We start from the raw sequence: 26,808 nt of genomic DNA on the forward strand, positions 1-26,808 counted from the left end.
TGATTAATCCAAGGTAACTTCTTCTTTAGCTCGACGTTGTTCGGCTTCTTTTTTTGCTTTTACTCTAGCAATGGCAGCCGCAACAGCAGCTTTACGTGGATCGACGTCTTCCGCTTCCACATTTTGCGTCGGTGCATCATCCGCTGTTGTTTCTGCTTGAGCTTGCTGAGCTTTTTTTGCTTTTACTCTGGCAATGGCAGCCGCAACGGCAGCTTTACGTGGATCGACGTCTTCCGCTTCCACATTTTGCGTTGGCGCATCATCCGTTGTTGTTTCTGCTTGAGCTTGCTGAGCCTCTTTTTTTGCTTTTACTCTGGCAATGGCAGCCGCAACGGCAGCTTTACGTGGATCGACGTCTTCCGCTTCCACATTTTGCGTTGGCGCATCATCCGTTGTTGTTTCTGCTTGAGCTTGCTGAGCCTCTTTTTTTGCTTTTACTCTGGCAATGGCAGCCGCAACGGCAGCTTTACGGGGATCGACATCTTCCGCTTCCACATTTTGCGTTGGCGCATCATCCGTTGTTGTTTCTGCTTGAGCTTGCTGAGCCTCTTTTTTTGCTTTTACTCTGGCAATGGCAGCCGCAACGGCAGCTTTACGGGGATCGACATCTTCCGCTTCCACATTTTGCGTTGGCGCATCATCCGTTGTTGTTTCTGCTTGAGCTTGCTGAGCTTGCTGAGCTTTTTTCGCTTTTACTCTGGCAATGGCAGCCGCAACAGCAGCTTTACGGGGATCGACGTCTTCTGCTTCCGCATTTTGCGTTGGTGCATCATCCGTTGTTGTTTCTGCTTGAGCTTGCTGAGCTTTTTTCGCTTTAACTCGAGCTAATGCAGCCGCAACGGCAGCTTTACGGGGATCGACATCTTCCGCTTCCGCATTTTGCGTCGGTGCATTATCCGTTGTTGTTTCTGCTTGAGCTTGTTGAGCTTGTTGAGCTTTTTTCGCTTTAACTCGAGCTAATGCAGCCGCAACAGCAGCTTTACGGGGATCAGCATCTTCGTTCTCATTCGCGATATTTTCATTTGAGGCTTCTAGTGCTTTTTGCTGCGCTAATTTAGCGGCTTGTTTTGCCCTGACTTCTTCTTTACGTTTTTTACGAGCAGCAATAGCAGCAGCATTATCAGGCGCTTCTCCCGCTTTAACGGAAATAATTTTGCCGATACTTTGTTTGGCTTTTACACGTGAAAGTGCTGATTGAACTTCACTGTGATCTTCACTATCAAGTTTAACCGCAGCGCGTTGATGTCTTGCTTCACGCTCAAGTTTTTCACGCTCCATACGTATTTTCTTAGCTTCAAAACGCGCTTTGGCTTCCGCTGCGCGTTTTGCTTCCGCATCAATTTCACGTATTTCTGCTTTTTCTTGGCGATAGTATTGAACGAGCGGAATATTACTTGGGCAAACAAATGCACAAGCACCGCATTCGATACAATCAAATAAATTATGTTGTTGTGCTTTCTCATGCTCTTTACCTTTACTAAACCAGTAAAGTTGTTGAGGTAATAAACCACTAGGGCAAGCATCAACACAATGACCACAACGGATACAGGCTTCTTCCAGGTTATCTGTATCCATCTCTTCAGCTGAAGGGATAAGTAAGCAGTTCGTTATCTTAACAACAGGGGCATTTAAGTCTGGTAAGGTAAAGCCCATTAATGGTCCACCCATAATCACCATTTGTTCGGAGCCTGCAACAAAACCCGCTTGTTTTAGTAATGAGTAAATAGGTGTACCTAAACGCACCCAAAAGTTACCGGGTGTTTTAGCGCCATTACCTGTGACGGTGACAACCCGTTCAATTAATGGCTCATCATCAATAATGGCGCGTTTGATGGCAACAACAGTACCGACGTTTTGCATCAAAACGCCAATATCAGATGAACGACCGCCTGATGGCACTTCTTTACCTGTTAAGATCTTAGTGAGTTGTTTAGCACCGCCTGATGGGTATTTTGTTGGAATAACACGAATGAAAATACGTTTTTCATCAGGAACGGCATTTAAAGCGTGTTTTAATGACTCGATGGCTTCAGGCTTATTATCTTCAATACCAATTAGCACTTCATCCGGAGAGAGAAGGTGAATTAAGACCTGACATCCTGCAATCACTTCATCGGCATGCTCTTGCATTAAACGATCGTCTGCTGTGATATAAGGTTCACATTCAGCGGCATTGATGATGAGTGTTTTAACAAGATCGCCACCCCCTTTTAATTTTGTGGCTGTTGGAAATCCAGCTCCACCTAATCCCGCAATACCTGCTTCATGGATACGAGTGAGTAAAACCTCTTTACTGTGTGATTGATAATCCACAAGAGGGAATTGCTCACGCCACTCATCTTTACCGTCAGATTGAATTCTTACTGCAATTTCAGGTAATCCTGAAGGGTGAGTACTTGGAAAAGGTTCTATTGCTGTCACTGTACCAGAGATAGAGGCATGTACAGGTAATGTTCTGCCAATCCCTTTTGTTAAAGGTTGACCTTTTAATACATACTCACCTACGTTGACACAAAGTTGACCCGGTACACCTAAGTGCTGATGAATAGGAATAATGACTTCATCAGGTAATTGCGCTATACGCATAGGAGTACGACTTGACTGTAATTTCATTTCAGGAGGATGAATACCACCTTTAAAATCCCAGATTTTATCTTTTTTAAATAACGAAAAGAGATTAAACATGAGCGTTATCCTCCGTCTTCAATGACGGTTCATCTTCCGGGGTTTCTTCTGGCTCTGCTGGAATGTTCTTTACAGGGATTGTATTTAAATCCCATTTCCAGTTTGAGGTTGTGACTTTGACAGGGACTAAAGTTATACAATCAGTAGGGCAAGGCGGAACACATAAGTCACATCCGGTACATAAGTCTTCAATAACGGTGTGCATAGCACGAGTTGCACCCACAATGGCATCAACTGGGCATGCTTGAATACACTTAGTGCATCCTATGCAATTATCTTCATCAATTAAGGCGACTTTTCTAATTGGATTTAACGCTTCTTCGTCACCATCAAGAGGTTGAGGATCAACCCCCATCAATTCAGCTATTTTTAACATCACTTGTTCGCCACCCGGTGCACAACGGTTAATCATCTCACCATTGTTTGCGACAGCATCTGCATAAGGACGACACCCAGGATGACCACATTGCCCGCATTGGCTTTGCGGTAATATCGCGTCAATTTTTTCGACAATAGGATCTTCTTCCACTTTAAAACGACGCGCGGAATATCCCAAAATTAGCCCAAAGATAAGACCTAGCGCACCGAGTACGCCAATTGCTATCCATAAAGAATTCATTACAGTTTCACCAAACCACTAAAACCCATAAAGGCGAGAGACATTAAACCTGCAGTAATTAAACCAATTGAAGCACCTTTAAAGGGTGCAGGTACATTGGCGACGGCTAAGCGTTCTCGAATAGCAGCAAATAATACCATTACAAGAGAGAAACCGACGGCGGCACCAAAACCATAAACGGCAGATTGCATAAACGTGTGGGCTTGATTGATATTTAATAATGCCACACCTAATACGGCACAGTTTGTGGTAATTAAAGGTAAGAAGATCCCTAATAAACGATAGAGTGTTGGGCTTGTTTTTCTTACGACCATTTCAGTGAATTGTACAACTACTGCAATAACTAAAATAAAGCTCAGTGTGCGTAAATAAAGTAAGTCCAAAGGAACTAAAATAAAATTATCCATCAGCCAAGAACTAATCGAGGCAAGAGTCATAACAAAGGTGGTCGCAAATCCCATGCCAATCGCAGTTTCTAATTTTTTTGATACACCCATAAATGGGCATAAACCAAGGAATTTGACGAGTACAAAGTTATTCACCAATACGGTGCCGACGAATAGAAGCAAGTAATCAGTCATTGTTATGCCAAAATTGTTAAACAGAGAAACAAAAAGCCTCCTGAAATAAAGAGGCTAAACAAGTGTCTATAATATCAAGGGTAAAGACGTGAAGTTATCGAACTTGTGTGAAAGTTTCACGGACACGTTTAGAGTACTTAATATAAGGCACAAAGCAGACAGTCGAGAAAACAGACCATAAAAGGGATTGTAATGCGGTTTGGTCGTCAACAGGTGCAAAGCCAAAGCTCTTAATGGCTAATAGTAAGTTGATCAGCAACCAAAAAATAAACAGGCGTGGAAAGTTTTTAGCACGATAAAAAAATTGTCTTAGTAGATAAAGCGTAAAGCTAAACATTACCCATGTTGTTAACGCGGAAAGATACCAACTTGATATCAAATGAAAAGGAAGCTGGTGGAGGATCGAAAAATCTGAAAAATATTTAATAACATAGAGAACAGACATCAATCCAGAACCAATAACTGACAAGATCATATAAGCCAATGGCGCAAGCAACCACCCGGTAATAGGCGCTTTTCCTGAAAGGCTATTTTGTGTGTTTGCTTTGAGATCAAATTTCATTAATTAATTATTCCTACTCGTATGTATAGAACTAAACGGGATATTATCACAAACTTTGTTATTATTTATTTATCTACAAAAGTGAAAGTGATTTTTGTTAATAAAAAAACAGATAAAAATAGGATAGGGTTATGGCAATTAAACTCAATGTTGGAATTATCGGGTATGGCTATGCAAGTAAAACCTTTCATGCTCCGCTAATAACAACAACCGAAGGCTTAAATCTTAGTGCAATTTCAAGCTCTGATGAAAATAAAGTGAAACAAGATTTTCCCCATATTACGGTTTATGCAGACCCTCAAACACTTATCAATGATCCCTCAATAGACTTAATCATTATTCCAACACCGAATAATACTCACTATTCACTGGCTTCACAGGCTCTGGAAAAAGGTAAACATGTTATTGTTGATAAACCGTTTACACTGACACTGGAAGAGGCTGAAAAATTGACTCAGCAAGCAACAGATGCCGGTAAACTTCTTTCCGTCTTTCATAATCGCCGTTGGGATTCGGGTTTCTTAACCGTCAAAAAGCTTTTAGCTGATAAAACACTGGGTGATATCAGTGCCTATGAAGCGCATTTTGATCGTTTTCGTCCAACTGTTCGTCAACGTTGGCGAGAAGATGCGGGAATTGGTGGCGGGCTTTGGTACGATCTCGCTCCTCATGTGCTTGACCAAGCGATTTGCCTCTTTGGTGAACCTAAAGCGATTACTGCTGATATTGCGCAATTACGCCCTAATGCAAAAAATGCTGATTACTTTCATGCATTACTAGAATATGACAATCTTAGAGTTGTCCTTCACGCTTCGATGTTAGTTGCATCTCCGACGCCCATCTTTGCTATTCATGGGACAAAAGGAAGCTATGTTAAGTATGGGTTAGATACCCAAGAAGATGCCTTAAAAGCCGGTTATCTCCCTAATCAAACTTATAATTGGGGAATGGACAATAATGATGGTGAATTAACAATACTGTCAGAGTCCGGTGAGTTAGAGACAACCACACTCACTACACTTTCTGGTGATTATCCTGCTTACTATCAACAAATTTATCGTGCAATTACTTTGGGGGAAGAAAACCCTGTTACGCCAATACAAGCAACAGCCATTATGCGTTTGATTGAAGCGGGCGAAATATCTAATCGTTTAAAACAAACTATTACGTTATAAGCAAAAGGGAGCGCTAAATCTAATGTCTTGGTGGCAAAAACTAAAACTTGATCCTTTTCTCATGATTATGATTGGTGTGGTGACACTCGCAACGCTACTTCCCGCACAAGGCGATATTAAAGTCCTGTTTCAATATCTTACGACTGGCGCGATAGCACTGCTATTCTTCTTACATGGTGCAAAGCTCTCTAGAGAGGCGATACTGGCAGGACTTGGGCATTGGCGTTTACACCTTACTGTATTTGCCAGTACCTTTATTCTTTTCCCTATTTTAGGGCTCGGATTACAAGTTATAGTGCCTGAATGGATGTCACCGACTGTCTATATGGGTTTTTTATATCTTTGTGCGTTACCTGCGACGGTTCAATCTGCTATTGCTTTTACTTCTGTGGCTGGAGGAAATGTCGCTGCGGCTATTTGTAGTGCATCTGCATCCAGTATTCTTGGTGTTTTTCTTTCACCGGTATTAGTCGGTTTTTTAATGCAAACGCAAGGCTCTGCGGATGATTTTGATACGGCAGGGGCGATCCAATCAATCTTACTGCAACTGATGGTACCTTTTATTATTGGTCACTTATCACGACCTTTAATTGGTCGTTGGGTTGATAAGCATAAAAAATTAGTTAATAGAACGGATCGTTCTTCTATTTTGCTGGTGGTTTATGTGGCATTTAGTGAGGCGGTTGTCGAAGGGATCTGGCATAAAATTGACGGTTGGTCGTTATTAACGATTGCCGTAGTGAGTTGTATTCTGTTAGCGATTGTTATTGTTGTGAACGTCTACAGTGCAAGATGGCTTGGTTTTAATAAAGAAGATGAAATCACCATTGTTTTTTGTGGTTCTAAAAAGAGTTTAGCAAATGGTGTACCTATGGCGAATGTGTTATTTCCTGCTGCGACGGTGGGGGTAATGTTATTACCGTTAATGATATTCCATCAGATCCAATTAATGGTTTGTGCGGTGCTAGCACAGCGCTATGCTAATCAAGCGGAAAAGAAATAATGTATTACGCTGGTGGATAATCAATAATATTAATAATTAAATTAATGGAAAAAAGGCACCGATTTAATGTATATCGGTGCCTTTTTATTTGCTATGTTGATCATGATTTTCACTATTTTCTTTATCATCAGTCAATGAAGGGGATTGAGATTTAAAAGGGAGTGGTAAGCCGAATACAAGATAAATCAAGAAAACAAATCCCATGTTTAAATAGTCGGATTTATTGTTTTTTACATCAATTTTTAAATTACAATTGATGGGTTCTAACTGGTCGTTAATAGTATATTTACCTTGATAAAGCTCATTAAGTATTGTCTGTGCTTGCTCAAATTCTTTATTGTTAACGAGTAGTTTTACGCCCCCAATCGCTTGGGCGTACACTTGATTATTCCAAACAATATTTTCATCTAACAGGATCGCATCAATACCTTCTGATTGAAGTAAACCTGCTTCAATAGAAGCGTCAAGCGGTGATAGATATTGTGCTAATAATTTATATTGACCTCTTGTCGGGTGAATATTCCACATAACTTTTCCTTAATGATAAATAACCCCTTGAAAATGAATTCTAGTCTAAGAGTCATTAAGAATTCCATCCATTTTTAATAAATAAAAAACCACCTGATAAACAGATGGTTTTAATCAATAAGCGATTCGATATTAACGTGAGCTTACTTTCTTCATTAATGCATCACGTTCGGCTTGGCTAATAAATGCCATTTTTAAGCCATTAATTTGTGTTTGGCGGATTTGCACTGGTGTTAATCCAGCAGCAGGTGCTGCAACAGTATATTCGTGTTTTAGCTCAATCCCTTCAACTGCTGGATCATCAGTATTAAGAGAAGCAATAATGCCATGCTCTAAAAATGTTTTTAAAGGATGCTCTGCTAACGAATTGATCGTACTGGTCTGAATATTTGATGTTAAGCAAGACTCAATACCAATTTGATGCTCGGCAAGGTAATCCATTAAACGTGGATCTTCAATCGCTTTAACACCATGACCAATACGACTTGCACCTAATTCTTTAATGGCATGCCAAATACTCTCTGCACCCGCCGCTTCACCAGCATGAACTGTAATATTCCAGCCAGTATCACGAGCACGATTAAAATGAGGTTGGAATAAATGACCAGGGAAACCTAATTCATCACCGGCTAAATCAAGTGCTGTAATTTTATCTTGATGTTTTAGTAAGCCATCTAGTTCTTGTTGGCAGGCGTTTTCACCAAAGGTACGGCTTAAAATACCGATTAAACGAATGTCTACATCGTGTGATTGCAATGCGCTTTGTACACCATCAACAATGGCTTCCACGACACCTTCAACCGGTAATTGATGTTTCATTGCCATATAGTAAGGAGAGAATCGCAGTTCAGCGTAATCGATACCTGCATTAACCACATCCACTACGTTTTCATAAGCAACACGATGACAGGCGTCTAAATCGGCTAAAACCGCCACACCCCAATCTAATTTTTGTAAAAAGCTAACAAGACTTGGCTCATTTTTTGTAATTTGTACATGAGGGCGCAATGCCTCTAATTCGTAAGCGGGAAGCGCAATATTATGTTGCTTTGCTAACTCTAAAATCGTTTGAGGACGGATATTACCATCTAAATGGCGATGTAAATCGGTTAAAGGCAACTGTGTGTCAATCACGTGTTATTTTCCTTTTAATAGAAATAATGAAAATCTATCGTTTATAGTGATTTTCTTATAATCGGGTAAATATAAATGAGTTGCAGGTTATTATGACTGATTTTTATTTTATTCACTAATAAATAAACTTAAATTGGTTATTTTTAAAACTAAAAATGCCGTTTTTTCTCGCCGTTAAGTTAAAAAATAAAAAATAGAAAAAATAAGTGTTTATTTATTAGCTACAATATTCAATCTAATTGATGTGTATTATCAAGTAAACTGACACATTAAAAATTAGGTTTGAAAAGACTTATCATGATAATTGAAATATCTTATCAGTTACTTTGATAGGTTTAAGACGATAATATGATTGAAAAAAACAACGGAATATCATTTTGTTATGATGGTTACTTAATAGATGCTTTTTTATCGTGGCTTAAAGTGTTTGGATAAAGAATAAAAAGAATATTTTTATAAAATTAATAAAGAGTCTTTTTATTTTAATTTATTTATGGAAATAAAATAGAGCTAAAAAATAAAATATCTCTTTTATTAAATAAGAGAGCAAGAATAGGAAAGTAACGGCATAATGGGTTGCTATCAAATAGATATATTTAACTGAATATCATTATTTACACAATGATTTTTAATAGAAACCTAATTATTTTAAATTAAGGCATATAAGTATGAATGAGAATTCTGATTTTCGTTTTGAAAAGAAAAATAATAATGTACAACACCAATTAATGTCCAAATTACTTCCACCTTCATCTGCAAATAATCTTACTTATGGATCACAAGTCGTTACTGGTGATGGTGTGATTGCGTTAGATTTAGTTGTCGTGATTGATACCAGTGGTTCTATGTCTGATGAGTCGTCAGATTTAAGCAAAGAAGTGGATGGTGCAATACAAACTGCACTTGAACAATGTCCATCAAAACTGAGAGTGACCTTTTTAGGTATAGAAGGTACATGGGATGATACTAAATTTGATCAATCAGCCAGTGACTATTTAAAAGCGCTAGGGGTTCCTGAAAGTCGGTTACAGGCAAGAAAACCATTTAAAGAAGCTGATGGGCGTGATCATGCAGGCAATAAAGAGGATTTATGTCGTGCAGTAATTGATTTAAGTAAGTATTTTGATTGGCGTGACGGTGCCCGCCGCGCTATTTTTGTGTTGGGTGATGAAGGGATGGAAGGGGGCGGTGGTGTTCTTACAAATGATGCAGTTAGAAAAAATGATGAAGCTATCTCTGTAGCTCAGAACAAAAAAGTTAAAGTGTATACCTATCAAGGAACACCTGATAATAAAATAACGAATTTAGATCGTTTCCCAAGTATTGCTGATAGAGATAGTATTACAAGAGAATATGAACGTTTAGCAAGAGAGACAGGAGGGCGCTCATATATCTATACTACAGGTATTGCGCAATTCTCATTAGTATTACAAGAAATACTCTGTGATAGCTTGACGTTACCGGATATTCCTAAACCGGATGAAAAAACATCTAACTGTAATCAGGTCTGCACACAACTCACTTCTATTATTTCCACTGTAAATACTCTTGCGGGAATTATTAATAAGGTTATTGATTCTTGTTGTAAAGATGAATGGAGTCATCACCATATTCCAGCTAAAGATCGCGATTGTTAATGAAAACACGATGCTAAAAAAATACCCCATTATGTTATTCACAAATGGGGTATTTATTGTTTTAACAACTGACGGTTCTAACAAAAAGTCAATTATTGAGCTTGTGCTGGTTGCTCAGGAATTAAAATGTCTTGTTCTTCGATAATGGCTGGATCTTCTGTCATTTCTTCTTGATAACCTTCTTCTGAATAATCAGAGTCATCGTAATCATAAGATGATGCACCCATACCGAATAACATTGCAGCTAAACCTAACATTTGAGGAGCTTGGGTGACTTCCATAAACTCATCAAAAGTATAAGTTTTACCATTCATGGTGAATTTATCTGCAGCATAGTTCAGTTTCATGCTTAATGCTTTACCATCCTGAGCAAGTAACATCAGAGGTAATGCATCTTTCTCGTCTTGAGAAATTTGGTTGATATTTTGCTGTAACTCAGTTTTTAACTGTTCAATATCAGCCGCTGTTGCTGTTTCAATCTCTTTTTTCTCTTCATCTGTTAATGCTGTTTCTTGGTAACGAGCCGCATCAAGATATTGAGTGGTGTTACGGAATTCAGCTAACATTGGAAGAGATAAATCAATATTAAAATCGATATTTTTAAACAGATAGTTAAATAACTCTGCTGGTGATTTCTCTTGGCTTTCTAATACCTTAACGTTAAATGCATTTAGATCTAAGTTAAAGGCTAGCTTACTTGCACCGCTTTTGTTTGTTAAAGAGGCTTCATCAATACGGAAAACTAAGCCTTTTTCCAGAACATCACGAACAGCTTGTTCAACGATTTCAGAATTGTCGAAATGATTTTTATTCCACGGTAACAATGAGTTGTTATAAACTTTAGTTAATAACAACATTGCATCTGGATCAGCTTTATCAATTGAATAGCCAAATTTACCTGCACCAAATTCTAGCCCAGCAACATTCAGTGACTTAAAGTAATAAGTTTGAGAGATATTAAAGAGCTTATCTTTGATATCACTTTTTGTTGTCAGAGAAAAATCTTTTAGTGAGAAATCAGATGCTTTGTCTTTGCTGGTATGCGCAATTTCAGCAAAATTTAATAATTGTTCATTAAATAAGTACTGATCATCATTTACTTTCGTTCCAACAATCGCACCAGAGATGTTTTTAATTGTGAAGGTTTCTTCATCATCTTTAGTCACAACAACTTGGTCACCTTTAATTTTGGTCGCAAAGTTTGTTGCATCTTTGTCTGATGAGAACTCAACAGTGATAGGTGTCGTTTTAACTGTGCCACCATTTTCAGCAAAATCGATAGAGCTTAGTGTCGCAGTACCGGATACTGAACCATCGAAAGCTAAAGAAGTGTGACCATTCAGAATCGATTTTTCTTTAGTCAGCTTGAATAACTCTTTTGTTGAGTTGTTATCAACTAGCGTGTTATCCATTGCTGCTAATTTTGGCGCCAAATTAAATTTAGCCAGATCAGAAAGAGGGAATGGACCGTGGTCAATATCAGTAGAGAAGATAACTTCTTCTACTTTTTTTTCTTGGTCTGCATCACTAGCATCTGGTGAAATCACGACAACAAAGTCTGCATTAGAGGTGAAAACCCCTTTCTTATAGTCACGAATTTCAAGTTTAACATCAGCACCAAACTGTGCTTTTTTAGCAAGTTGCGCCAATTGTTCATTAGCTAGTTTCGTTTCTTCCTGTAAGCGACTTTCAATTTTGCTGCCCATGTACCATGACGCACCAGTCCAAACAACACCGAGTGCGACGATAACACCAACAGCGACAAGCGATTTCTTCATAATTCTAGTCCATCCTCTGTGTACATCTGGCGATGTACGTTATAAAGGCTGTTTTGTAACCCTTAAACAACCCGATAAATTGGTGATAAATTTTACTAAGTTTAAATATAGACAATCCACATATATACATCGCCATCTATATTAACCGTAAATATAGATTTAGTGGAATAAAATCGCAATCAGAACTTACTTAGTTAATCGCTAACATAATGAGTTTAAAGCAAAATGAATATGATTTATAAGATAATTTGAGAGTGGATAAAAATGCTTTTTTCTTACTCCTTTTTAGATTTAGACAATATTTAATTGTGATGTAATTCTATTTATGATGAATAATAAAGGCTCATAATATGTATGGATATAAATATGAATGCTTAAAAAATAACATTAGGAATAAAATAAAATTGCTAACCCTATTTTCTAAAAAAATCAACAGATTTCATTCTGTTATAAATTTCATAAGCTCGCTTTAGCTCTCATATTTATTATTCTGTTTATGGCATGATATTGGTATCCGAGTTATTTACTAAAAAGTGATTCGGAATTAATCAATTATTCTGTGTACTTAAGGAGATTGAAATGGCAGCCACTCGCATTGAAAAAGACTCAATGGGGCAAATCGAAGTACCCGCTGACCAGTTATGGGGAGCTCAAACGCAGCGTTCTCTTGAACACTTCCGTATTTCAGTTGAAAAAATGCCGGTTGCACTTATCCATGCGCTTGCTATCACGAAGAAAGCCGCCGCTGGTGTTAACATGGATTTAGGTTTATTACCCAAAGAGCGCGCAGATGCAATTATCGCAGCCGCAGATGAAGTGCTCGCAGGTAAACACCCAACTGAATTCCCATTAGCAATCTGGCAGACCGGTTCTGGCACTCAATCAAATATGAATATGAATGAAGTGTTAGCTAACCGCGGTAGTGAGATACTTGGTGGTATTCGTGGCATGGAACGCAAAATTCATCCGAACGATGATGTTAACAAAAGTCAGAGTTCAAATGATGTGTTCCCAACGGCCATGCATGTCGCTGCTGTTATTGCATTACGTCAGGATTTATTGCCAGAATTAAAATCACTGCTGAAAGTATTCAAAGAGAAAGCAGAAGCTTTCCATGATATCGTTAAAATTGGTCGTACTCACCTGCAAGATGCGACACCACTGACATTAGGTCAAGAGATCTCCGGTTGGGCTGCTATGCTTGAGCACAGCATCAAACATATCGATGACTCCGTTCCTCATGTTTGTGAATTAGCACTCGGCGGTACAGCAGTGGGTACAGGATTAAATACCCATCCAGAATATGCTGTGCGTGTTGCTAAGCGTATCGCTGAATTATCAGGTCAGCCTTTTGTCACGGCTCCTAATAAATTTGAAGCATTAGCAACTTGTGATGCATTAGTTCATGCGCATGGTGCGTTAAAAGGTTTAGCTGCATCATTAATGAAGATTGCTAATGACGTACGTTGGTTAGCTTCTGGTCCTCGTTGTGGTATTGGCGAAATCGCTATCCCAGAAAACGAACCAGGTAGTTCAATCATGCCAGGTAAAGTTAACCCAACACAATGTGAAGCATTAACAATGCTATGTGCTCAAGTCATGGGTAATGATGTTGCAATCAATATTGGTGGCGCATCAGGTAACTTTGAACTGAACGTTTATCGTCCAATGATCATTGATAACTTCTTACAATCAGTCCGTTTACTGGCTGATGGTATGCGTAGTTTCAATGAGCACTGTGCAATTGGTATTGAACCAAACCGTGAACGTATCAATAAACTACTGCATGAATCATTAATGCTAGTTACTGCGTTAAACACTCATATCGGTTACGATAAAGCCGCTGAAATTGCGAAGAAAGCGCATAAAGAAGGCTTAACGTTAAAAGAATCTGCACTGAAACTGAACTACCTGACATCGGAAGAATTCGATAGCTGGGTACGTCCAGAAGATATGGTTGGTAGCATGAAAAAATAAGTGTTAAATACACTTATTTAGCCGATATTAAATCCCGCTATTAATGGCGGGATTTTTAGATCTTATAGGAAAAATAATGACTGAAGATATTACGTTTACTGCAACCGAAGTTAATTGTTATGTCGAAGATGATGTCACCATTATCGGAATTGGGGATGATGCTGTTTCTCCAGATCATTTCATTATTCTTTCAAGATTTGATGAAGAAGATGAAGATATAGATAATTCTATTGGTTTAATGACTCATTTATCTGATATTGAAGCCATTAATACGGTTGAAAAAATCATCCTAGATCGAAAAAATATTACCCTTGTATTAAAAAACAATGTGGTGATAACAATTTGCTTAGATATTGAAGACACTCACTTTGTTCAGCTTAATGATTATCTTCAGCAAATTCTTCAAGGAAGCTCAATTAAACTTATTGAAAAATAAGCCATTATTTTGATCTGCTATTTTTCAAGATACAAATGCATTCTTGGAATAATTAATTGCAGCTTTTTAGCTTTAGGGCGATGGCGAATTTGAATGTTATTCGCATCATAATCAGGAAGTTCGCCAATAACGGGTTTAAAGTCGCTCTCTTTATCAATATAGAAAGCGAATAAAGGCAAAGGACACGCATATTGCACTTGTTTTTGTCGTTCTGAATACCAAACACGCGCAATAGGTTGCACTTTGACCGGACGCTTTATTTTTAATTTTGCATTTTCAGGTAATTGAGAAAGCGTGATGATCTCTTTGTCCAGACGTTCAGCCCATTGTTCACTGGTATAAGGGGGGACTGCGCGATTGGCAGCACGGCTTTTCTCTAATTGAGTTAATACCTCATCACGCGTTAAATTCTTAATAATATTCTTATTTGCCCAACCAAAACGCACTGTATCTGGATCAGATAATAGGGTGAGGGTACGATAAGCATTAAGCGTAATTAAGCCTTTCAGCTGGTTATGAACGAAATCAAAACGTTCTTCTTTTGATATACCAGATTCTTTAGTGACAATATCGGAAAGCTGTTTTTTTAATAAATTAATTTGCTCAATTTGTTTTTTTACAGACTTAAATGTTTGATTATCGGTACTAAAACAGAGTACGCCGGGTAAACGAATAGCGCGTTTACTACTGATATGTGGAGCATTATCATAAATAAAAAGATTCGCTATTAGTTTTAAAGTGAGATCTCTGGCTTCTTCATTATAGCAAGGTGACACTGTAACGCGAACAACCTCATCATGTTCTTCTTCTTTACTCACATCGGGTAATTCAAATACAGCAGAAGGCAATAATGTCAGCGTTTTAAGCAAAGTTGATAACATTTCAATCTCTGTTTCTAACTGTTTAAAGCAGTCATTAAATTGTGCGATTAAATCATACTTGTTCATACTCATATCCTTATTTAGTTACAACATACAGTTAGCCTTTACTTAAAACAATACATTAACTTCAGTGGAAAGTACATGGGTCTAATAGGGTAAAATGCGAAAAATACGCTATACTGTTTATTTATACAGTATAGCGAAAAAAGGGCATATTTTGATGATATTTTTCTTAAAAGGAGATTATTTGATATTTTTCTTAAAAGGAGATTATTTGATGGTTTTTAAATCAAAGGCAGTCTGTTTTTCATTCGGCTGTATTAACGAGTCATAAATAACATCACAATCTGGTTTTGTTGGTGGACACTGTTTTGTAAATGCACTCGCAAAAGAGGAGAAAAAGAGAAATAGCAGGGTAATAGATAGTTTTATGGTAGGCATAATCGTCGTTCCTTCTTAAAGAATAGGTTTATACCTTAAGAAGTGAGTGCAAAATCGACAACATTAAACGGTGTTAATCTGCTTTTGCACTTTATTTATTATCAATAAATTTACTGGGCAACTTTGTTTAAGTGTAATGCTATTAATAAAGCGGTTAACATTAAAAGGGCGATAAATAATCCTACGCCAAGCCAACCGTAACTCACCCAGAATAATCCACCCACCGTACCAGCAAGGCTAGAACCTGCATAGTAAGTAAAAAGATAAAGTGAAGAGGCTTGGGCTCTTCCTCGCTTAGCGCGACGCCCAACCCAACTACTTGCGACCGCATGAGCAGCAAAGAAACCTGTCGTTAAGATAAGCATCCCAATAAAAATAATGGGCAGTGATTCAATTAAGGTAATCAATATGCCAATTAACATCATTGAAATGCCAGCAATAAAGACCTTGCCTAAACCGTATTTAGTGGTTAATAAGCCTGCTTTAGATGCGCTATACGTACCACTTAAATAGACGATAGAAATCAGCCCTACAGTCGTTTGACTTAATGAATAGGGTGCATCTAATAAACGATAGCCAATATAGTTAAATAAAGTGACAAAACCGCCCATTAATAAGCCACCTTCAATAAATAACAAAGGCAGTCCTTTATCTCTAAAATGCAATTTAGTAGTAATAAGAAGATTACGAGGTTTTAATGCTGTCGGTCTAAAGTGCTGTGAAGCGGGTAATATCTTCCAGAAAGTAATCGCGGCAAAAAGGGCAAAAATGCCTAGAATAACAACGGATAAACGCCAAGAATAATAATCACTTAATACCCCTGTAATAACGCGCCCACTCATCCCTCCAATAGAGTTCCCGCTAATATACAACCCCATGGATAATGCGAGATAAGCGGGGTGAATTTCTTCACTTAAATACGTCATTGCCACTGCTGCAACGCCACTTAATGAAAGTCCAACTAAAGCTCGCGTAATTAAAATGCCTGTCCAGCTATTCATGGTTGCACTTAATAATGTAAAAAATGCGGCACAAAACAGTGCGATAACCATGACATTTTTACGACCAAAGGCATCTGATAGAGGACCTGTGATTAATAATCCACATGCCATTAAAGCGGTCGAAAGTGAAAGCGCTAAACTACTGGTTGCAGGGCTAACGGAAAATTCGTTAGATAACACCGGCAATATGGGTTGCACAAAATAGAGTAAGGCGAATGTCGCTAAGCCAACCATAAAAAAGGACACTGTTACTTTTATGTACAGTGCATCATCACGTTGAATATAGTGTTTAGGGTTAGATTGACGATGAGCAGGCTTTTCTATACTTGATGTATTGTCTGAAATATCAGTGCCTAAGCTCATGTGTTTACTGTCTATTTCGTGAGTATCCATATTGATTAAACTTCCATTACTTAAATTTGATTTATGTCAATGTTAGAAATATTTGATTTTTTTGTCTAATATATTAATCATTAGAAATAAGACTTTTAAAGTATTAATGACGATATGAGAGAAATATGAATATTGAACTTAGACATTTGCGTTATTTTATTGCTGTTGCTGAAGAGCTTCATTTTGGTAAAGCAGCAGAAAGATTGAATATTTCTCAGCCCCCTTTAAGCCAACAAATACAAGCACTTGAAAACGAAATAGGCGCTAGACTCTTAGAGCGAACAAACCGTTCTGTGTCGTTAACACCTGCCGGACAAATGTTTTTAAAAGAGTCGTATCAAATTATGGCGCAGGTCAACGCAGCGGCAACGCGTGCGGCTAGAATGGAGAAAGGTGAGTTAGGTGAAATTTCAATAGGGTTTACCTCAACAACGCCTTTTATGCATTTAGTCACCTTGAGTTTGCGACAGTTTCGAGAAAACTATCCAGAAGTTGGTATTCATATGCATCAAATGAATACAAAACAACAGATATCCCCATTACTGACGGGACGAATTGATCTTGGGATCATGCGAAATACAACATTACCAGACAATTTGCACCACCAGCTGTTGTTTCGTGAACCTTTTATTTTAGCGGTTTATGAAGGGCATCCTCTGCTTGCTTATAAAGAAACCGGGGTCAATATTCAAGATATTGGGCAATATCCTTTTGTTTTCTTTGAAAGGGATGTCGGTACGGCACTTTATGATGAGATTATTCAACTGCTTAGCTTATCAGGAATTACACCAACTATTGCACAAGAAGCGGGTGAAGCCATGACGATTTTAGGGTTAGTTGCGGCTGGGCTTGGTATTTCCATTGTGACAAAATCATTTACACGAATGAAAGTTGATGGGGTACATTATCTACATTTTGCAAATTCTCAGGCATTCTCTGAAGTTTGGTTAGTTTCACATAATAAACGAGCTATTCCCGCAGCGGCGAATCGATTAACGCAATTGCTGTTGAAAAATATCTTAGATCACCAAAAATCTTGATTTATCTGTGTTTTTGATCACGCTTTTTATGTAAGTATTGTACAATTATCACAAACTGACGACATAATCGGTAATGAATTATTTGGAGCCTCGAATTAATTATGGCTCTTTAATTAAGGATGCATTCAATGGGGAACCAACCTAGCCACATCGATCACGTAAAACAATTTAATCTTGGTACAGTCTTTCGGTTGATTGATGAACATGGTCCCATTTCTCGTATTTCATTGTCGAAAAAGGCAGAGCTTGCGCCAGCAAGTATTACTAAGATCACGCGAGAATTAGTTGAAGCACATCTTATTCATGAAACAGAGTTCCCAGATGTGGGATTTCGTGGCAGACCTGCTGTCGGACTAAAATTAGAAAGCCAAGGCTGGCAATTCCTCTGTATTCGCGTCAATAAAGGTAGTTTGCTTTTTAGTTTAAGAGAGTTAGACAGCAAACTGGTTACTGAGGATACTTTTGATTTTCCCAAAGAATACAGTGATGATTTTCTTAATCACTTTTTAGCTGCTATTGATAAATTTTTTGAGCGTTATCAATCTCATGTTGAACGATTGACGGCAATTAGCATTACAATGAATGCTATTGTTGATCCTATTAGTGGCGTTATTTATAGCTCACCTTATTATGATATTAAAGACATTCCACTCGCCGATAGTATCCATGAAAAAACAGGTGTTTCTGTATTTTTACAACATAGTGTAACTGCATGGACAATGGCTGAATCTTTATATGGTGCGGCAAAAAACAAATCAGATATTCTGCAAATTGTTATTGATGATATTGTTGGTGCTGGCGTGATAAGCAATGGAAAAACATTGCATTCTAACAGTCATAGCGCTGTTGAAATTGGACACACTAAAGTTATCGATTCTCAAAATCGCTGTTATTGTGGGGCAACAGGGTGTTTAGAAACAGAAATTGCGATCCCTCAATTAATTAAAAAAGCTCAATTATTAGCTCAAGAAGATCCCACTTCATTGCTAAACAAATATCCTATTACCGTGGAGACATTGTGTGATGCGATATTGGTGGGTGATAAAACAGCACTTGAGATTGTGAATTTAGTTGCTCAGCGATTAGGTTTTATTTTGGCGGTTATGATTAATATCTTTAATCCGCAAAAAATATTAATTGGTTCGCCGTTGTGTCGCGCTAAATCAGTGCTCTTTCCGTTGATGTTGAGTCATATTCAAGATCACGCCATGCCTCGTTATGCGAATTCACTCATTATTGAAGAAACAGAGTTAAGAAATAAAGGCACATTGCCAGCTGCGTCTTTAGTAAAAGAAGCGTTGTACAACGGTTCTTTGTTAATTGAATTAATGCAAGGCTAAATTAAGCTAAATAAAACGTAATAAAATTGTTTTTTATGCGTAAATGCGTCAATTGATCATTAACGAATTCTCTATTTTTGACCAATTAACTAAAAAATTGAGCTATCTCAAGCCACCCGAAACAGTGTTACCCTAAACTCTAATCTCTGTCATTTTTTATGAACCTGATTTATCTGTCATAACGGAAGTAAATTATATGTTAACACGCTTTTTTGTTACGGGGACAGATACCAACGTGGGTAAAACTGTTGTAACCCGAGCACTTCTTCAGTCATTAAATCGTGGCGGGTCAACGGCAGTGGGTTATAAGCCTATTGCAACAGAATTGCATGAAACGGCTGATGGTGAACGTAATCGTGATGCTATGATTATTCATAATTCATCGCCAGTTGAAGTTCGCTACGACGAAATTAATCCTATTTTGCTTGATAATTGTTATGTTAGCGAAAATGAAATTGATTTTAATAAAATTTCAAATGAGCTCAATAATTTAAGTAAAAAAGCAGAGTGTGTTGTTATCGAGGGTAATGGAGGTTGGCGTTATCTACTTGATGATAATACCTTTTATTCTGATTGGGTGGTAAAAGAACAAATCCCAGTTGTTTTGGTTGTTGGTATTCAACCAGGCTGTGTCAATCACTCAATATTAACAGCGCAATCTATTATCAACGATGGTGTAAAACTAGTAGGTTGGGTTGCGAACAGGATAAATCCAGGATTACCTTATTACGCGAAAATTGTGGAAAGGCTGTCTCAGCATATTCCTGCACCGCTGATTGGTGAAATCCCTTATTTGTTACGTCCTGAAGAACGTGATCTCTCTTGTTACCTCGATTTAAGTCAGTTGGAAATCGCTGTACCTGCTTAAGAGGAAATATAAACAAGTAACGAAGTGGATTGCTATCTGTTTTTAAACGATACCAAACTTGTTACTTTTAAACGCCTGATGAGTCAATTCATTGGGTGTTTTTGTTTTTTCTGATTTAGTCTCAAGCATAACTAATAATAAAAACAGCACACAAAATTAAGGCTAAAGAAGATAAAATACTGATAAATCAAAAGAGTAGTCATTGATAAACCGCAGAAAAAGAAAAAGGGCGCTAACGTTGCGCCCTTTTTTAATCACATGATTTTATCAACTATAGATTAATGACGAGTATAGATGATTTTCTTGCTATCATTTTCGCAAGTTCCAACAACTTTACCTTCTGTTTGTGCAACTTGGTCGTTTTCGACGACAGTTAAAGTAAAGTTCGCTGCTGGTACACCATTATTAACGATTTTTTGTTGAATAGACTCAACGACTTCATCACAACCCGCATTCGCGGCTAAAGGTGCAAATGCAACCAGTGTTGCCATTACTGCAAATACATATTTTTTCATCTCATTCTCTCCTTGTTTTATGGAGTAAAACATCACTGTTTTACACTATTTTCTTACGGGTTAACAGGGCGACCGGTATTACTGTCTAAACAACGACGGGTTTCTGGCTCCCAATATGCATAGATATTCGCGCTTTTCAGGCAAGCATCGCGCTCATCAATGGCTTTATCTACTTTATTAAATTCGATTTTTTCCCGTTGATTGACTTGGGTACGAAGCTCGCGTTTCTGATCCCAGTCTTCTTTCATTTGCCGAGCTTGTTCTTTATCTAAGACATTGTCATAGCCATTGCCATTAATGGTTACATTAGTTGAAGCGGCAATAGAAGAAAAAGAAGACACTGATAAACCAAGAAATAAGGAGAACACCATGGTTCTGATGACTTGTTTCTTAGTGAGTGTATTTATCATGGTTGCGATCCTCTAAAGTTATGTAGCTATTGCTCTCAATGACTATTATATCTTAATAATTATAGCTGATACCTTAATAAAAAATGTGTTTTCAGTGCGTTTAGTTTTGACGATGAACGCTCAATCCTGCAAATGACTGACTGACAGGCATCATTTCTAGGGTATTGATATTTACATGCGCAGGTAATGTTGCAGTCCAATATACCGCTTCCGCTACATCTTCAGGTGTTAATGCATTTGCATTAGCATAAGTTTGTTCAACTTTATCACTATCACCTTTAAAACGAACTAATGAAAACTCTGTACCACCAACAAGACCGGGTTCAATATCAGTCACACGAACTTTTTTACCTTGGAGATCAGCACGTAATCCTAAACTAAATTGCTTAACAAATGCTTTAGTAGCGCCGTAAACGTTACCGCCCATATAAGGCCAAGACGCGGCGGTTGAACTGATATTAATAATATGACCTTTGTTTCGTTCTACCATAAAAGGAAGAATAGCGCGGGTAACATGAACCAGTCCTTTATTATTTGTCTCGATCATCGTATCCCAGTCATCAAGGTTGGCTTTATCGGCGGTGTTTAAACCTAGGGCTAAGCCTGCGTTATTGACTAACACATCAATTTCACGCCATTTTTCAGGTAATTGCGTGTAAATCTCACTGACGGATTTTTTATCTGTAACATCTAACTGCAATGGATAAAATGCTTCACCTAGCTCTTTATGCAAGTTATTAAGTTTATCCAAACGACGAGCGGTACCAATAACTTTATGTCCATGGCTGATAAAATGACGCGCAATGGCTTCACCAAAGCCCGCGGAAGCACCCGTGATAAAAATAATCATTTAATTCCCCTCGATAGTGATAATAATTGAAAGTAAAAGGCTATCACCAGAAAGAGTCAAGTTTAAAAATCGGCTTTGTGATAAATCAGGCTAAAAACAAGCTTCTTTTCTTATATAAAAGATTTTTATCTTTAATAATCTGTATTTTGGTTTTTAACTGACAGAAAAAGAGGCCATTATTTCGTTGATTTTTTTATTAAAAAAGAAAACAAAATTGAGCTGGCATCACGGTAAAATAAATAAACTAAGTAAGAACATGGTAATAATAACAATGATGCTACCAATAACGGCAATAGCCAATGTGGGTGATAAAAGAAAACAGAAGTAACACAAAATAAAGGTCACCATAATATGAATGAAATCGCTAAACGACTTATATAAAACCACGATGGCTTTTTTTAGAGAGATAAATGATTTGTTCATGTCACACCAAAATAAATGCAGATTATCTTAATGCAGTATGTGACTAGACTGAGTAAAAAATATAAACCCAGTCTAGTAGAATAGGAAACGAGTAGTTATTTTTTACCGACTTGGTGACCAATAACGCCACCTAAGACACCACCACCAATGGTACCCAATGCGCTACCATCTGTTAAAATAGCACCACCGATAGCACCTGCACCGGCGCCAATTGCTGTGTTACGGTCGCGTTTTGTCATACTAGAACAACCCGCAAGTGAAAAAAGCAGAACAGAAGCGACACACAGTGTTCCAATCTTTTTTAACGTGATATTCATTTTTATAAACTCCGATATAAAGGACAATATAAAAATAAACCTATCGTATTTATACTAGGATCGGAATATTCGGGAACAACGAAGAGAAAACTCTTAAAATGGCTTTTCTGGTGTTTCTCTTTCGGTGTATTTGCGTTGGAAAAACTCTCATTAAATATGAGTATGACATCTCATCGCCAGTTGATGCCGTTGCTTTCAATAGCACTATTTACAATGGCAATTATGGCATTAATGTGGATAAAGTTGATCTTTCCTCCGTTTAATAATGAGTCAATTATCAACGAATAAATAAACATTAACCCACTATGATGTGGGTTAATGATGTTTAGTATTTTTTTGAAGAATTAGAAGGCTTGGCGGAAAATGTCAATGATCTCTTTTTCATTACCTTTACGAGGATTTGAGAATGCATTCCCGTCTTTAAGTGCCATTTCCGCCATATATGGGAAATCAGATTCTTTCACACCTAATTCAGCTAAATGTTGAGGAATACCTATATCCGCAGAGAGGCGAGCGATAGCTGCAATAGCGCGTTCCGCAGCATCCATCACGGATAATCCTGTGACATTTTCGCCCATAAATTCAGCAATATCTGCAAATTTTTCTGGGTTTGCAATCAGGTTATAACGCAGCACATGTGGTAACAGTACCGCATTAGCAACACCATGAGGCATATCATATAACCCCCCTAATTGGTGAGCCATTGCATGTACGTAACCAAGATTAGCGTTATTAAACGCCATTCCCGCTAAAAGTGAAGCATAAGCCATATTTTCACGAGCCTTCAGGTTTGTTCCCAACGCTACGGCTTGACGTAAGTTACGAGAAATTAAACGAATTGCTTGGATCGCTGAGGCATCAGTGACTGGATTAGCATCTTTAGAAATATAAGCTTCCACTGCGTGAGTTAACGCATCCATACCTGTTGCAGCAGTGAGTCCAGCGGGTTTGCCAATCATTAACAATGGATCATTAATAGAAACAGAAGGGAGGTTACGCCAACTTACAATAACAAATTTAACTTTAGTTTTTGTATTGGTCAGAACACAGTGGCGAGTCACTTCACTTGCTGTACCGGCAGTCGTATTCACTGCAATAATCGGTGGAAGTGGATTGGTTAGTGTTTCAATACCTGCGTAATGATAAAGGTCACCTTTATGAGTAGCGGCAATACCGATACCTTTACCACAGTCGTGCGGGCTACCGCCTCCCACCGTAATGATCATATCGCATTGTTCTTTACGAAACATGGCAAGACCTTCAAGTACATTCGTATCTTTTGGATTAGGTTCAGTACCATCAAATACGGCAACATCAATACCCGCTTCTTTTAGATAACCAATAGTTTTGTCTACAGCACCATCTTTTATCGCTCGTAGACCTTTATCTGTTACCAGCAAGACTTTTTTACCCCCCAATAATTTGCAACGTTCGCCAACAACAGACAGTGCACCAGGGCCAAAAAAGTTAACATTCGGTACCAAGTAATCAAACATACGATAGCTCATGATAAACCTTCCAATATCAGATTATTATTCAGATAAATTAAAGTATTAGTACATTTTCACCCCATCGTTTATTAAGTCAAGAGAGGTAGCTCATTAGTGAGATGAATCGATTCATTTAACGTTGGTTCATTTGATATAAGTCAACAGGGTATGCTTATTTGAGGGCGCATGGTTAAGTAAGAACAATGATTTCAATATATATGATTTGACAGATATGTATTCCAAGTATACGTTAGAACGTATTAAAGAGAGGAGCAAATATGGAACCGTTGCAATTATTTAAGGTATTAAGTGATCAAACAAGGCTAGATATTGTGTTATTGCTTAAAGCATCTGGCGAGTTGTGTGTTTGTGACATCTATACAGCGCTAAATTTATCCCAACCGAAAACGTCTCGTCACTTAGCGATGTTACGAGAAAGTGGACTATTACTTGATTCTAAACACGGGAAATGGGTTCATTATCGTTTGTCTCCTACATTATTGCCATGGGTGAAAAATATCATTGAAGTCACTTATGAGACAGAGAGAAATAAAATAGCAGATTTACTTCAATCTATTGAAAAGAAAGGATCTGTGAGTTGTTGTTCTGAATAAAATTTTTTAACTTAATATATATGGAAAAACAGATATGAGGTATCAATATGAAAAAGCGAGACGCCTTTGATCCCACGTTATGTTGTAGCACGGGAAGGGGCACTTGGTGTTGACGCATTGAGCAAACTGGCTGATTAATTTTTCTGGTAGAAAGCGCTTAGTGATCTTTCTGAAAGAGGTTTTTATGTTTATTGCAGTATTAATATTTGTTCTGACAATCACTTTTGTTATTTGGCAACCCAAAGGATTAGGGATCGGTTGGAGTGCGACAGTGGGGGCGTTAATCGCATTATTGCTCGGCGTCATTACTCTCCAAGATATTCCCGTGGTTTGGAATATTGTATGGAATGCAACCGCTACATTTGTCGCTGTTATTATCATTAGTCTTATTCTTGATGAAAGTGGCTTCTTTGAATGGGCAGCACTTCATGTTGCAAAATGGGGCGGTGGTAAAGGTCGTCTTTTATTTAGCTATATTATCCTGTTAGGTGCATCTGTTGCGGCGCTTTTTGCCAATGATGGCGCAGCACTTATTTTAACACCCATTGTGATTGCAATGTTGTTAGCACTTGGATTTAGTAAAGGCACAACATTAGCTTTTGTTATGGCGGCAGGATTTATCGCAGATACCGCCAGCTTGCCTTTAATAGTTTCAAATTTAGTTAATATCGTCTCTGCTGATTTCTTTAATATCGGCTTTACGGAATATGCGTCAGTGATGGTTCCCGTTGATATTGCGGCTATTTTTGCAACGTTAATTATGTTGCATTGGTTTTTCCGGAAAGATATTCCTCAGCAATATGACACGTCTAAATTAGCGATGCCTGCGACAGTGATCAAAGATGTAAAAACATTTAAAGCCGGCTGGTTGGTATTGCTTCTTTTATTACTTGGTTTTTTCATACTGGAACCTTTGGGTATTCCAATTAGTGCTATTGCCGCAGTTGGTGCTGTAACTTTGTGGTTTGTCGCGGCACAAGGAAAGACGATTAATACTCGAAAAGTTTTACGAGGAGCACCTTGGCAAATCGTGATTTTCTCCCTTGGTATGTATCTTGTTGTTTATGGATTACGTAATGCTGGTTTGACTCATCATTTATCAGAAATACTTAATATATTGGCAGAGAAAGGAATATGGGAAGCAACATTAGGAACAGGCTTTATCACTGCATTTCTATCATCAATTATGAACAATATGCCAACAGTTCTTGTGGGAGCCTTATCAATTGAAGGAAGCAATGCCACGGGTTTAATTAAAGAAGCGATGATTTATGCCAATGTCATTGGCGCAGATTTAGGCCCCAAAATTACGCCAATAGGAAGTTTAGCAACATTATTGTGGTTACATGTTCTGTCGCAAAAGAATATGACCATTACATGGGGCTATTACTTTAAAACGGGCATTATTATGACTATTCCTGTGCTAACAGTCACATTGGTTGCATTAGCACTTAGACTGACATTAATGAATTAGTGGTGACAATATGAGTGGCGTTATAATCTACCACAATCCCAATTGTGGCACTTCACGAAACACGCTTGAAATGATACGAAACAGTGGCGTAGAGCCTGAAATTATCCATTATCTTGAGATGCCACCCTCTAAGCCTGTTTTAGAGAAACTGATTGCTGATATGGGAATTTCAGTTAGAGCATTATTACGAAAGAATGTTGAACCTTATGATAAATTAGATCTTGACCATATTAATGCGACTGATGAGCAACTTATTGAATATATGTTGCAATATCCAATATTAATCAATAGACCTATTGTTATGACATCCTTAGGAACTCGGTTATGCCGTCCTTCTGAAGTCGTCTTAGATATTCTGCCAAAAGCACAGAAAGGTGCCTTTTCAAAAGAAGATGGACAAAATGTTGTCGATGAAAAAGGGAATAGGCTGATATAAAAGTATTTTTAGGATAATAGAAGCCTCGCTAAGGCGAGGTTTTTTTGTTGTAATTAATCAGCCGACACCATATGGCTTGAGAAAGAAAAGGGGGAAACGAAAAAACAAAACACCCGAAGGTGAACTGCACCCCAAAAGTTGGACACCAACTTTGGGGTGTTTTTCTATGGCTAAATATTCTCTTGATTTTAAACTAAATG

Annotated in this window: 27 protein-coding genes; 11 read left to right on the top strand and 16 right to left on the bottom strand. The window is 37.9% G+C overall.

The window, feature by feature from the left end; all coding sequences use genetic code 11:
• Nucleotides 1-3: 3 nt before the first annotated feature.
• The 4 genes from rsxC to DK865_RS08915 form a co-directional block, all read right to left on the bottom strand.
• On the bottom strand, nucleotides 4-2,685 hold the full coding sequence (gene rsxC / locus DK865_RS08900; protein WP_109391694.1) for an electron transport complex subunit RsxC: 2,682 nt from the start codon (nucleotides 2,683-2,685) through the stop codon (nucleotides 4-6).
• Nucleotides 2,678-3,304: an electron transport complex subunit RsxB gene (rsxB, locus tag DK865_RS08905; RefSeq protein WP_006536931.1), complete on the bottom strand. Its 627-nt coding sequence runs from the start codon at nucleotides 3,302-3,304 to the stop codon at nucleotides 2,678-2,680. The genes rsxC and rsxB overlap by 8 nt, the downstream gene beginning before the upstream one ends.
• Complete coding sequence (gene rsxA, locus DK865_RS08910) at nucleotides 3,304-3,885, bottom strand: electron transport complex subunit RsxA (protein WP_006536930.1); 582 nt, start codon at nucleotides 3,883-3,885, stop codon at nucleotides 3,304-3,306. Before rsxA ends, rsxB begins: the two co-directional genes overlap by 1 nt.
• 94 nt (nucleotides 3,886-3,979) lie before the next feature.
• Nucleotides 3,980-4,447, bottom strand: a complete 468-nt coding sequence (locus DK865_RS08915; protein ID WP_023582259.1) for a DUF2569 domain-containing protein — start codon at nucleotides 4,445-4,447, stop codon at nucleotides 3,980-3,982.
• 131 nt (nucleotides 4,448-4,578) lie between these two features.
• Between DK865_RS08915 and DK865_RS08920 the strand changes: the two genes are divergently transcribed.
• Entirely contained in the window at nucleotides 4,579-5,622 is a 1,044-nt protein-coding gene (locus DK865_RS08920; protein ID WP_023582258.1) for an oxidoreductase, read from the top strand.
• 22 nt (nucleotides 5,623-5,644) lie between these two features.
• On the top strand, nucleotides 5,645-6,625 hold the full coding sequence (locus tag DK865_RS08925) for a bile acid:sodium symporter family protein (RefSeq protein WP_109391695.1): 981 nt from the start codon (nucleotides 5,645-5,647) through the stop codon (nucleotides 6,623-6,625).
• A gap of 84 nt (nucleotides 6,626-6,709) precedes the next feature.
• Here DK865_RS08925 and DK865_RS08930 read toward each other — a convergent pair whose 3' ends face one another.
• Together DK865_RS08930 and add are read right to left on the bottom strand one after the other, a co-directional pair.
• The gene (locus DK865_RS08930) at nucleotides 6,710-7,153 is read right to left on the bottom strand and encodes a putative signal transducing protein (protein ID WP_109391696.1); all 444 of its coding nucleotides are present in this window, start codon (nucleotides 7,151-7,153) and stop codon (nucleotides 6,710-6,712) included.
• A 132-nt stretch (nucleotides 7,154-7,285) separates the two neighbouring features.
• Nucleotides 7,286-8,287, bottom strand: coding sequence for an adenosine deaminase (add, locus tag DK865_RS08935; RefSeq protein WP_109391697.1), 1,002 nt, complete (start codon nucleotides 8,285-8,287; stop codon nucleotides 7,286-7,288).
• 668 nt (nucleotides 8,288-8,955) lie between these two features.
• Between add and DK865_RS08940 the strand changes: the two genes are divergently transcribed.
• Entirely contained in the window at nucleotides 8,956-9,924 is a 969-nt protein-coding gene (locus tag DK865_RS08940; RefSeq protein WP_109391698.1) for a vWA domain-containing protein, read from the top strand.
• 92 nt (nucleotides 9,925-10,016) lie between these two features.
• On the opposite strand, the gene DK865_RS08945 is transcribed toward DK865_RS08940, so the two are convergent.
• Nucleotides 10,017-11,702 (bottom strand): YdgA family protein, encoded by a 1,686-nt coding sequence (locus DK865_RS08945; RefSeq protein ID WP_023582254.1) that lies wholly within the window; start codon nucleotides 11,700-11,702, stop codon nucleotides 10,017-10,019.
• Nucleotides 11,703-12,281: 579 nt separating this feature from the next.
• Between DK865_RS08945 and fumC the strand changes: the two genes are divergently transcribed.
• Both fumC and DK865_RS08955 read left to right on the top strand, forming a co-directional pair.
• The gene (fumC, locus tag DK865_RS08950; RefSeq protein WP_023582253.1) at nucleotides 12,282-13,679 is read left to right on the top strand and encodes a class II fumarate hydratase; all 1,398 of its coding nucleotides are present in this window, start codon (nucleotides 12,282-12,284) and stop codon (nucleotides 13,677-13,679) included.
• Nucleotides 13,680-13,755: 76 nt separating this feature from the next.
• A complete protein-coding gene (locus tag DK865_RS08955; RefSeq protein ID WP_109391699.1) occupies nucleotides 13,756-14,115 on the top strand; it encodes a hypothetical protein in 360 nt (119 codons plus the stop codon).
• Between the two features lie 17 nt (nucleotides 14,116-14,132).
• On the opposite strand, the gene tus is transcribed toward DK865_RS08955, so the two are convergent.
• The 3 genes from tus to DK865_RS08965 form a co-directional block, all read right to left on the bottom strand.
• Entirely contained in the window at nucleotides 14,133-15,062 is a 930-nt protein-coding gene (gene tus / locus DK865_RS08960) for a DNA replication terminus site-binding protein (RefSeq protein WP_109391700.1), read from the bottom strand.
• Between the two features lie 204 nt (nucleotides 15,063-15,266).
• A complete protein-coding gene (locus DK865_RS18640; protein WP_162556615.1) occupies nucleotides 15,267-15,437 on the bottom strand; it encodes a hypothetical protein in 171 nt (56 codons plus the stop codon).
• 110 nt (nucleotides 15,438-15,547) lie between these two features.
• Nucleotides 15,548-16,831 carry an MFS transporter gene (locus DK865_RS08965; protein ID WP_023582250.1) on the bottom strand — a complete coding sequence of 428 codons (1,284 nt, stop codon included), beginning with the start codon at nucleotides 16,829-16,831 and terminating at the stop codon, nucleotides 15,548-15,550.
• A 125-nt stretch (nucleotides 16,832-16,956) separates the two neighbouring features.
• On the opposite strand from DK865_RS08965, the gene DK865_RS08970 reads away from it, so the two are divergent.
• From DK865_RS08970 to bioD, 3 genes are all read left to right on the top strand, one after another.
• Entirely contained in the window at nucleotides 16,957-17,871 is a 915-nt protein-coding gene (locus DK865_RS08970; protein WP_023582249.1) for a LysR family transcriptional regulator, read from the top strand.
• Nucleotides 17,872-17,999: 128 nt separating this feature from the next.
• Entirely contained in the window at nucleotides 18,000-19,211 is a 1,212-nt protein-coding gene (gene mlc, locus DK865_RS08975; protein ID WP_023582248.1) for a sugar metabolism global transcriptional regulator Mlc, read from the top strand.
• A 196-nt stretch (nucleotides 19,212-19,407) separates the two neighbouring features.
• A complete protein-coding gene (bioD, locus tag DK865_RS08980; RefSeq protein ID WP_023582247.1) occupies nucleotides 19,408-20,079 on the top strand; it encodes a dethiobiotin synthase in 672 nt (223 codons plus the stop codon).
• 278 nt (nucleotides 20,080-20,357) lie between these two features.
• On the opposite strand, the gene DK865_RS08985 is transcribed toward bioD, so the two are convergent.
• From DK865_RS08985 to dhaT, 6 genes are all read right to left on the bottom strand, one after another.
• Nucleotides 20,358-20,594 (bottom strand): DUF1161 domain-containing protein, encoded by a 237-nt coding sequence (locus DK865_RS08985; RefSeq protein ID WP_099075341.1) that lies wholly within the window; start codon nucleotides 20,592-20,594, stop codon nucleotides 20,358-20,360.
• A gap of 53 nt (nucleotides 20,595-20,647) precedes the next feature.
• On the bottom strand, nucleotides 20,648-21,004 hold the full coding sequence (locus DK865_RS08990; RefSeq protein WP_023582245.1) for a DUF1283 family protein: 357 nt from the start codon (nucleotides 21,002-21,004) through the stop codon (nucleotides 20,648-20,650).
• Nucleotides 21,005-21,104: 100 nt separating this feature from the next.
• Nucleotides 21,105-21,854: a bifunctional NADP-dependent 3-hydroxy acid dehydrogenase/3-hydroxypropionate dehydrogenase YdfG gene (gene ydfG, locus DK865_RS08995; RefSeq protein WP_023582244.1), complete on the bottom strand. Its 750-nt coding sequence runs from the start codon at nucleotides 21,852-21,854 to the stop codon at nucleotides 21,105-21,107.
• A 225-nt stretch (nucleotides 21,855-22,079) separates the two neighbouring features.
• On the bottom strand, nucleotides 22,080-22,277 hold the full coding sequence (locus DK865_RS09000) for a hypothetical protein (protein ID WP_071788554.1): 198 nt from the start codon (nucleotides 22,275-22,277) through the stop codon (nucleotides 22,080-22,082).
• A gap of 95 nt (nucleotides 22,278-22,372) precedes the next feature.
• Nucleotides 22,373-22,594, bottom strand: a complete 222-nt coding sequence (osmB, locus tag DK865_RS09005; RefSeq protein ID WP_006536908.1) for an osmotically-inducible lipoprotein OsmB — start codon at nucleotides 22,592-22,594, stop codon at nucleotides 22,373-22,375.
• 344 nt (nucleotides 22,595-22,938) lie between these two features.
• The gene (gene dhaT, locus DK865_RS09010) at nucleotides 22,939-24,102 is read right to left on the bottom strand and encodes a 1,3-propanediol dehydrogenase (protein ID WP_109391701.1); all 1,164 of its coding nucleotides are present in this window, start codon (nucleotides 24,100-24,102) and stop codon (nucleotides 22,939-22,941) included.
• Nucleotides 24,103-24,362: 260 nt separating this feature from the next.
• Between dhaT and DK865_RS09015 the strand changes: the two genes are divergently transcribed.
• The 3 genes from DK865_RS09015 to arsC all read left to right on the top strand — a co-directional run bounded on the left by DK865_RS09015 (nucleotide 24,363) and on the right by arsC (nucleotide 26,608).
• Nucleotides 24,363-24,698 (top strand): metalloregulator ArsR/SmtB family transcription factor, encoded by a 336-nt coding sequence (locus DK865_RS09015; protein ID WP_109391702.1) that lies wholly within the window; start codon nucleotides 24,363-24,365, stop codon nucleotides 24,696-24,698.
• Nucleotides 24,699-24,882: 184 nt separating this feature from the next.
• Nucleotides 24,883-26,172 (top strand): arsenic transporter, encoded by a 1,290-nt coding sequence (locus DK865_RS09020; protein ID WP_109391703.1) that lies wholly within the window; start codon nucleotides 24,883-24,885, stop codon nucleotides 26,170-26,172.
• Between the two features lie 10 nt (nucleotides 26,173-26,182).
• Entirely contained in the window at nucleotides 26,183-26,608 is a 426-nt protein-coding gene (gene arsC, locus DK865_RS09025) for a glutaredoxin-dependent arsenate reductase (protein ID WP_109391704.1), read from the top strand.
• The last annotated feature ends 200 nt before the right edge of the window (nucleotides 26,609-26,808 follow it).

The organism is Proteus cibi (genome assembly GCF_003144405.1).
Classification (GTDB): Bacteria; Pseudomonadota; Gammaproteobacteria; order Enterobacterales; family Enterobacteriaceae; genus Proteus; species Proteus cibi.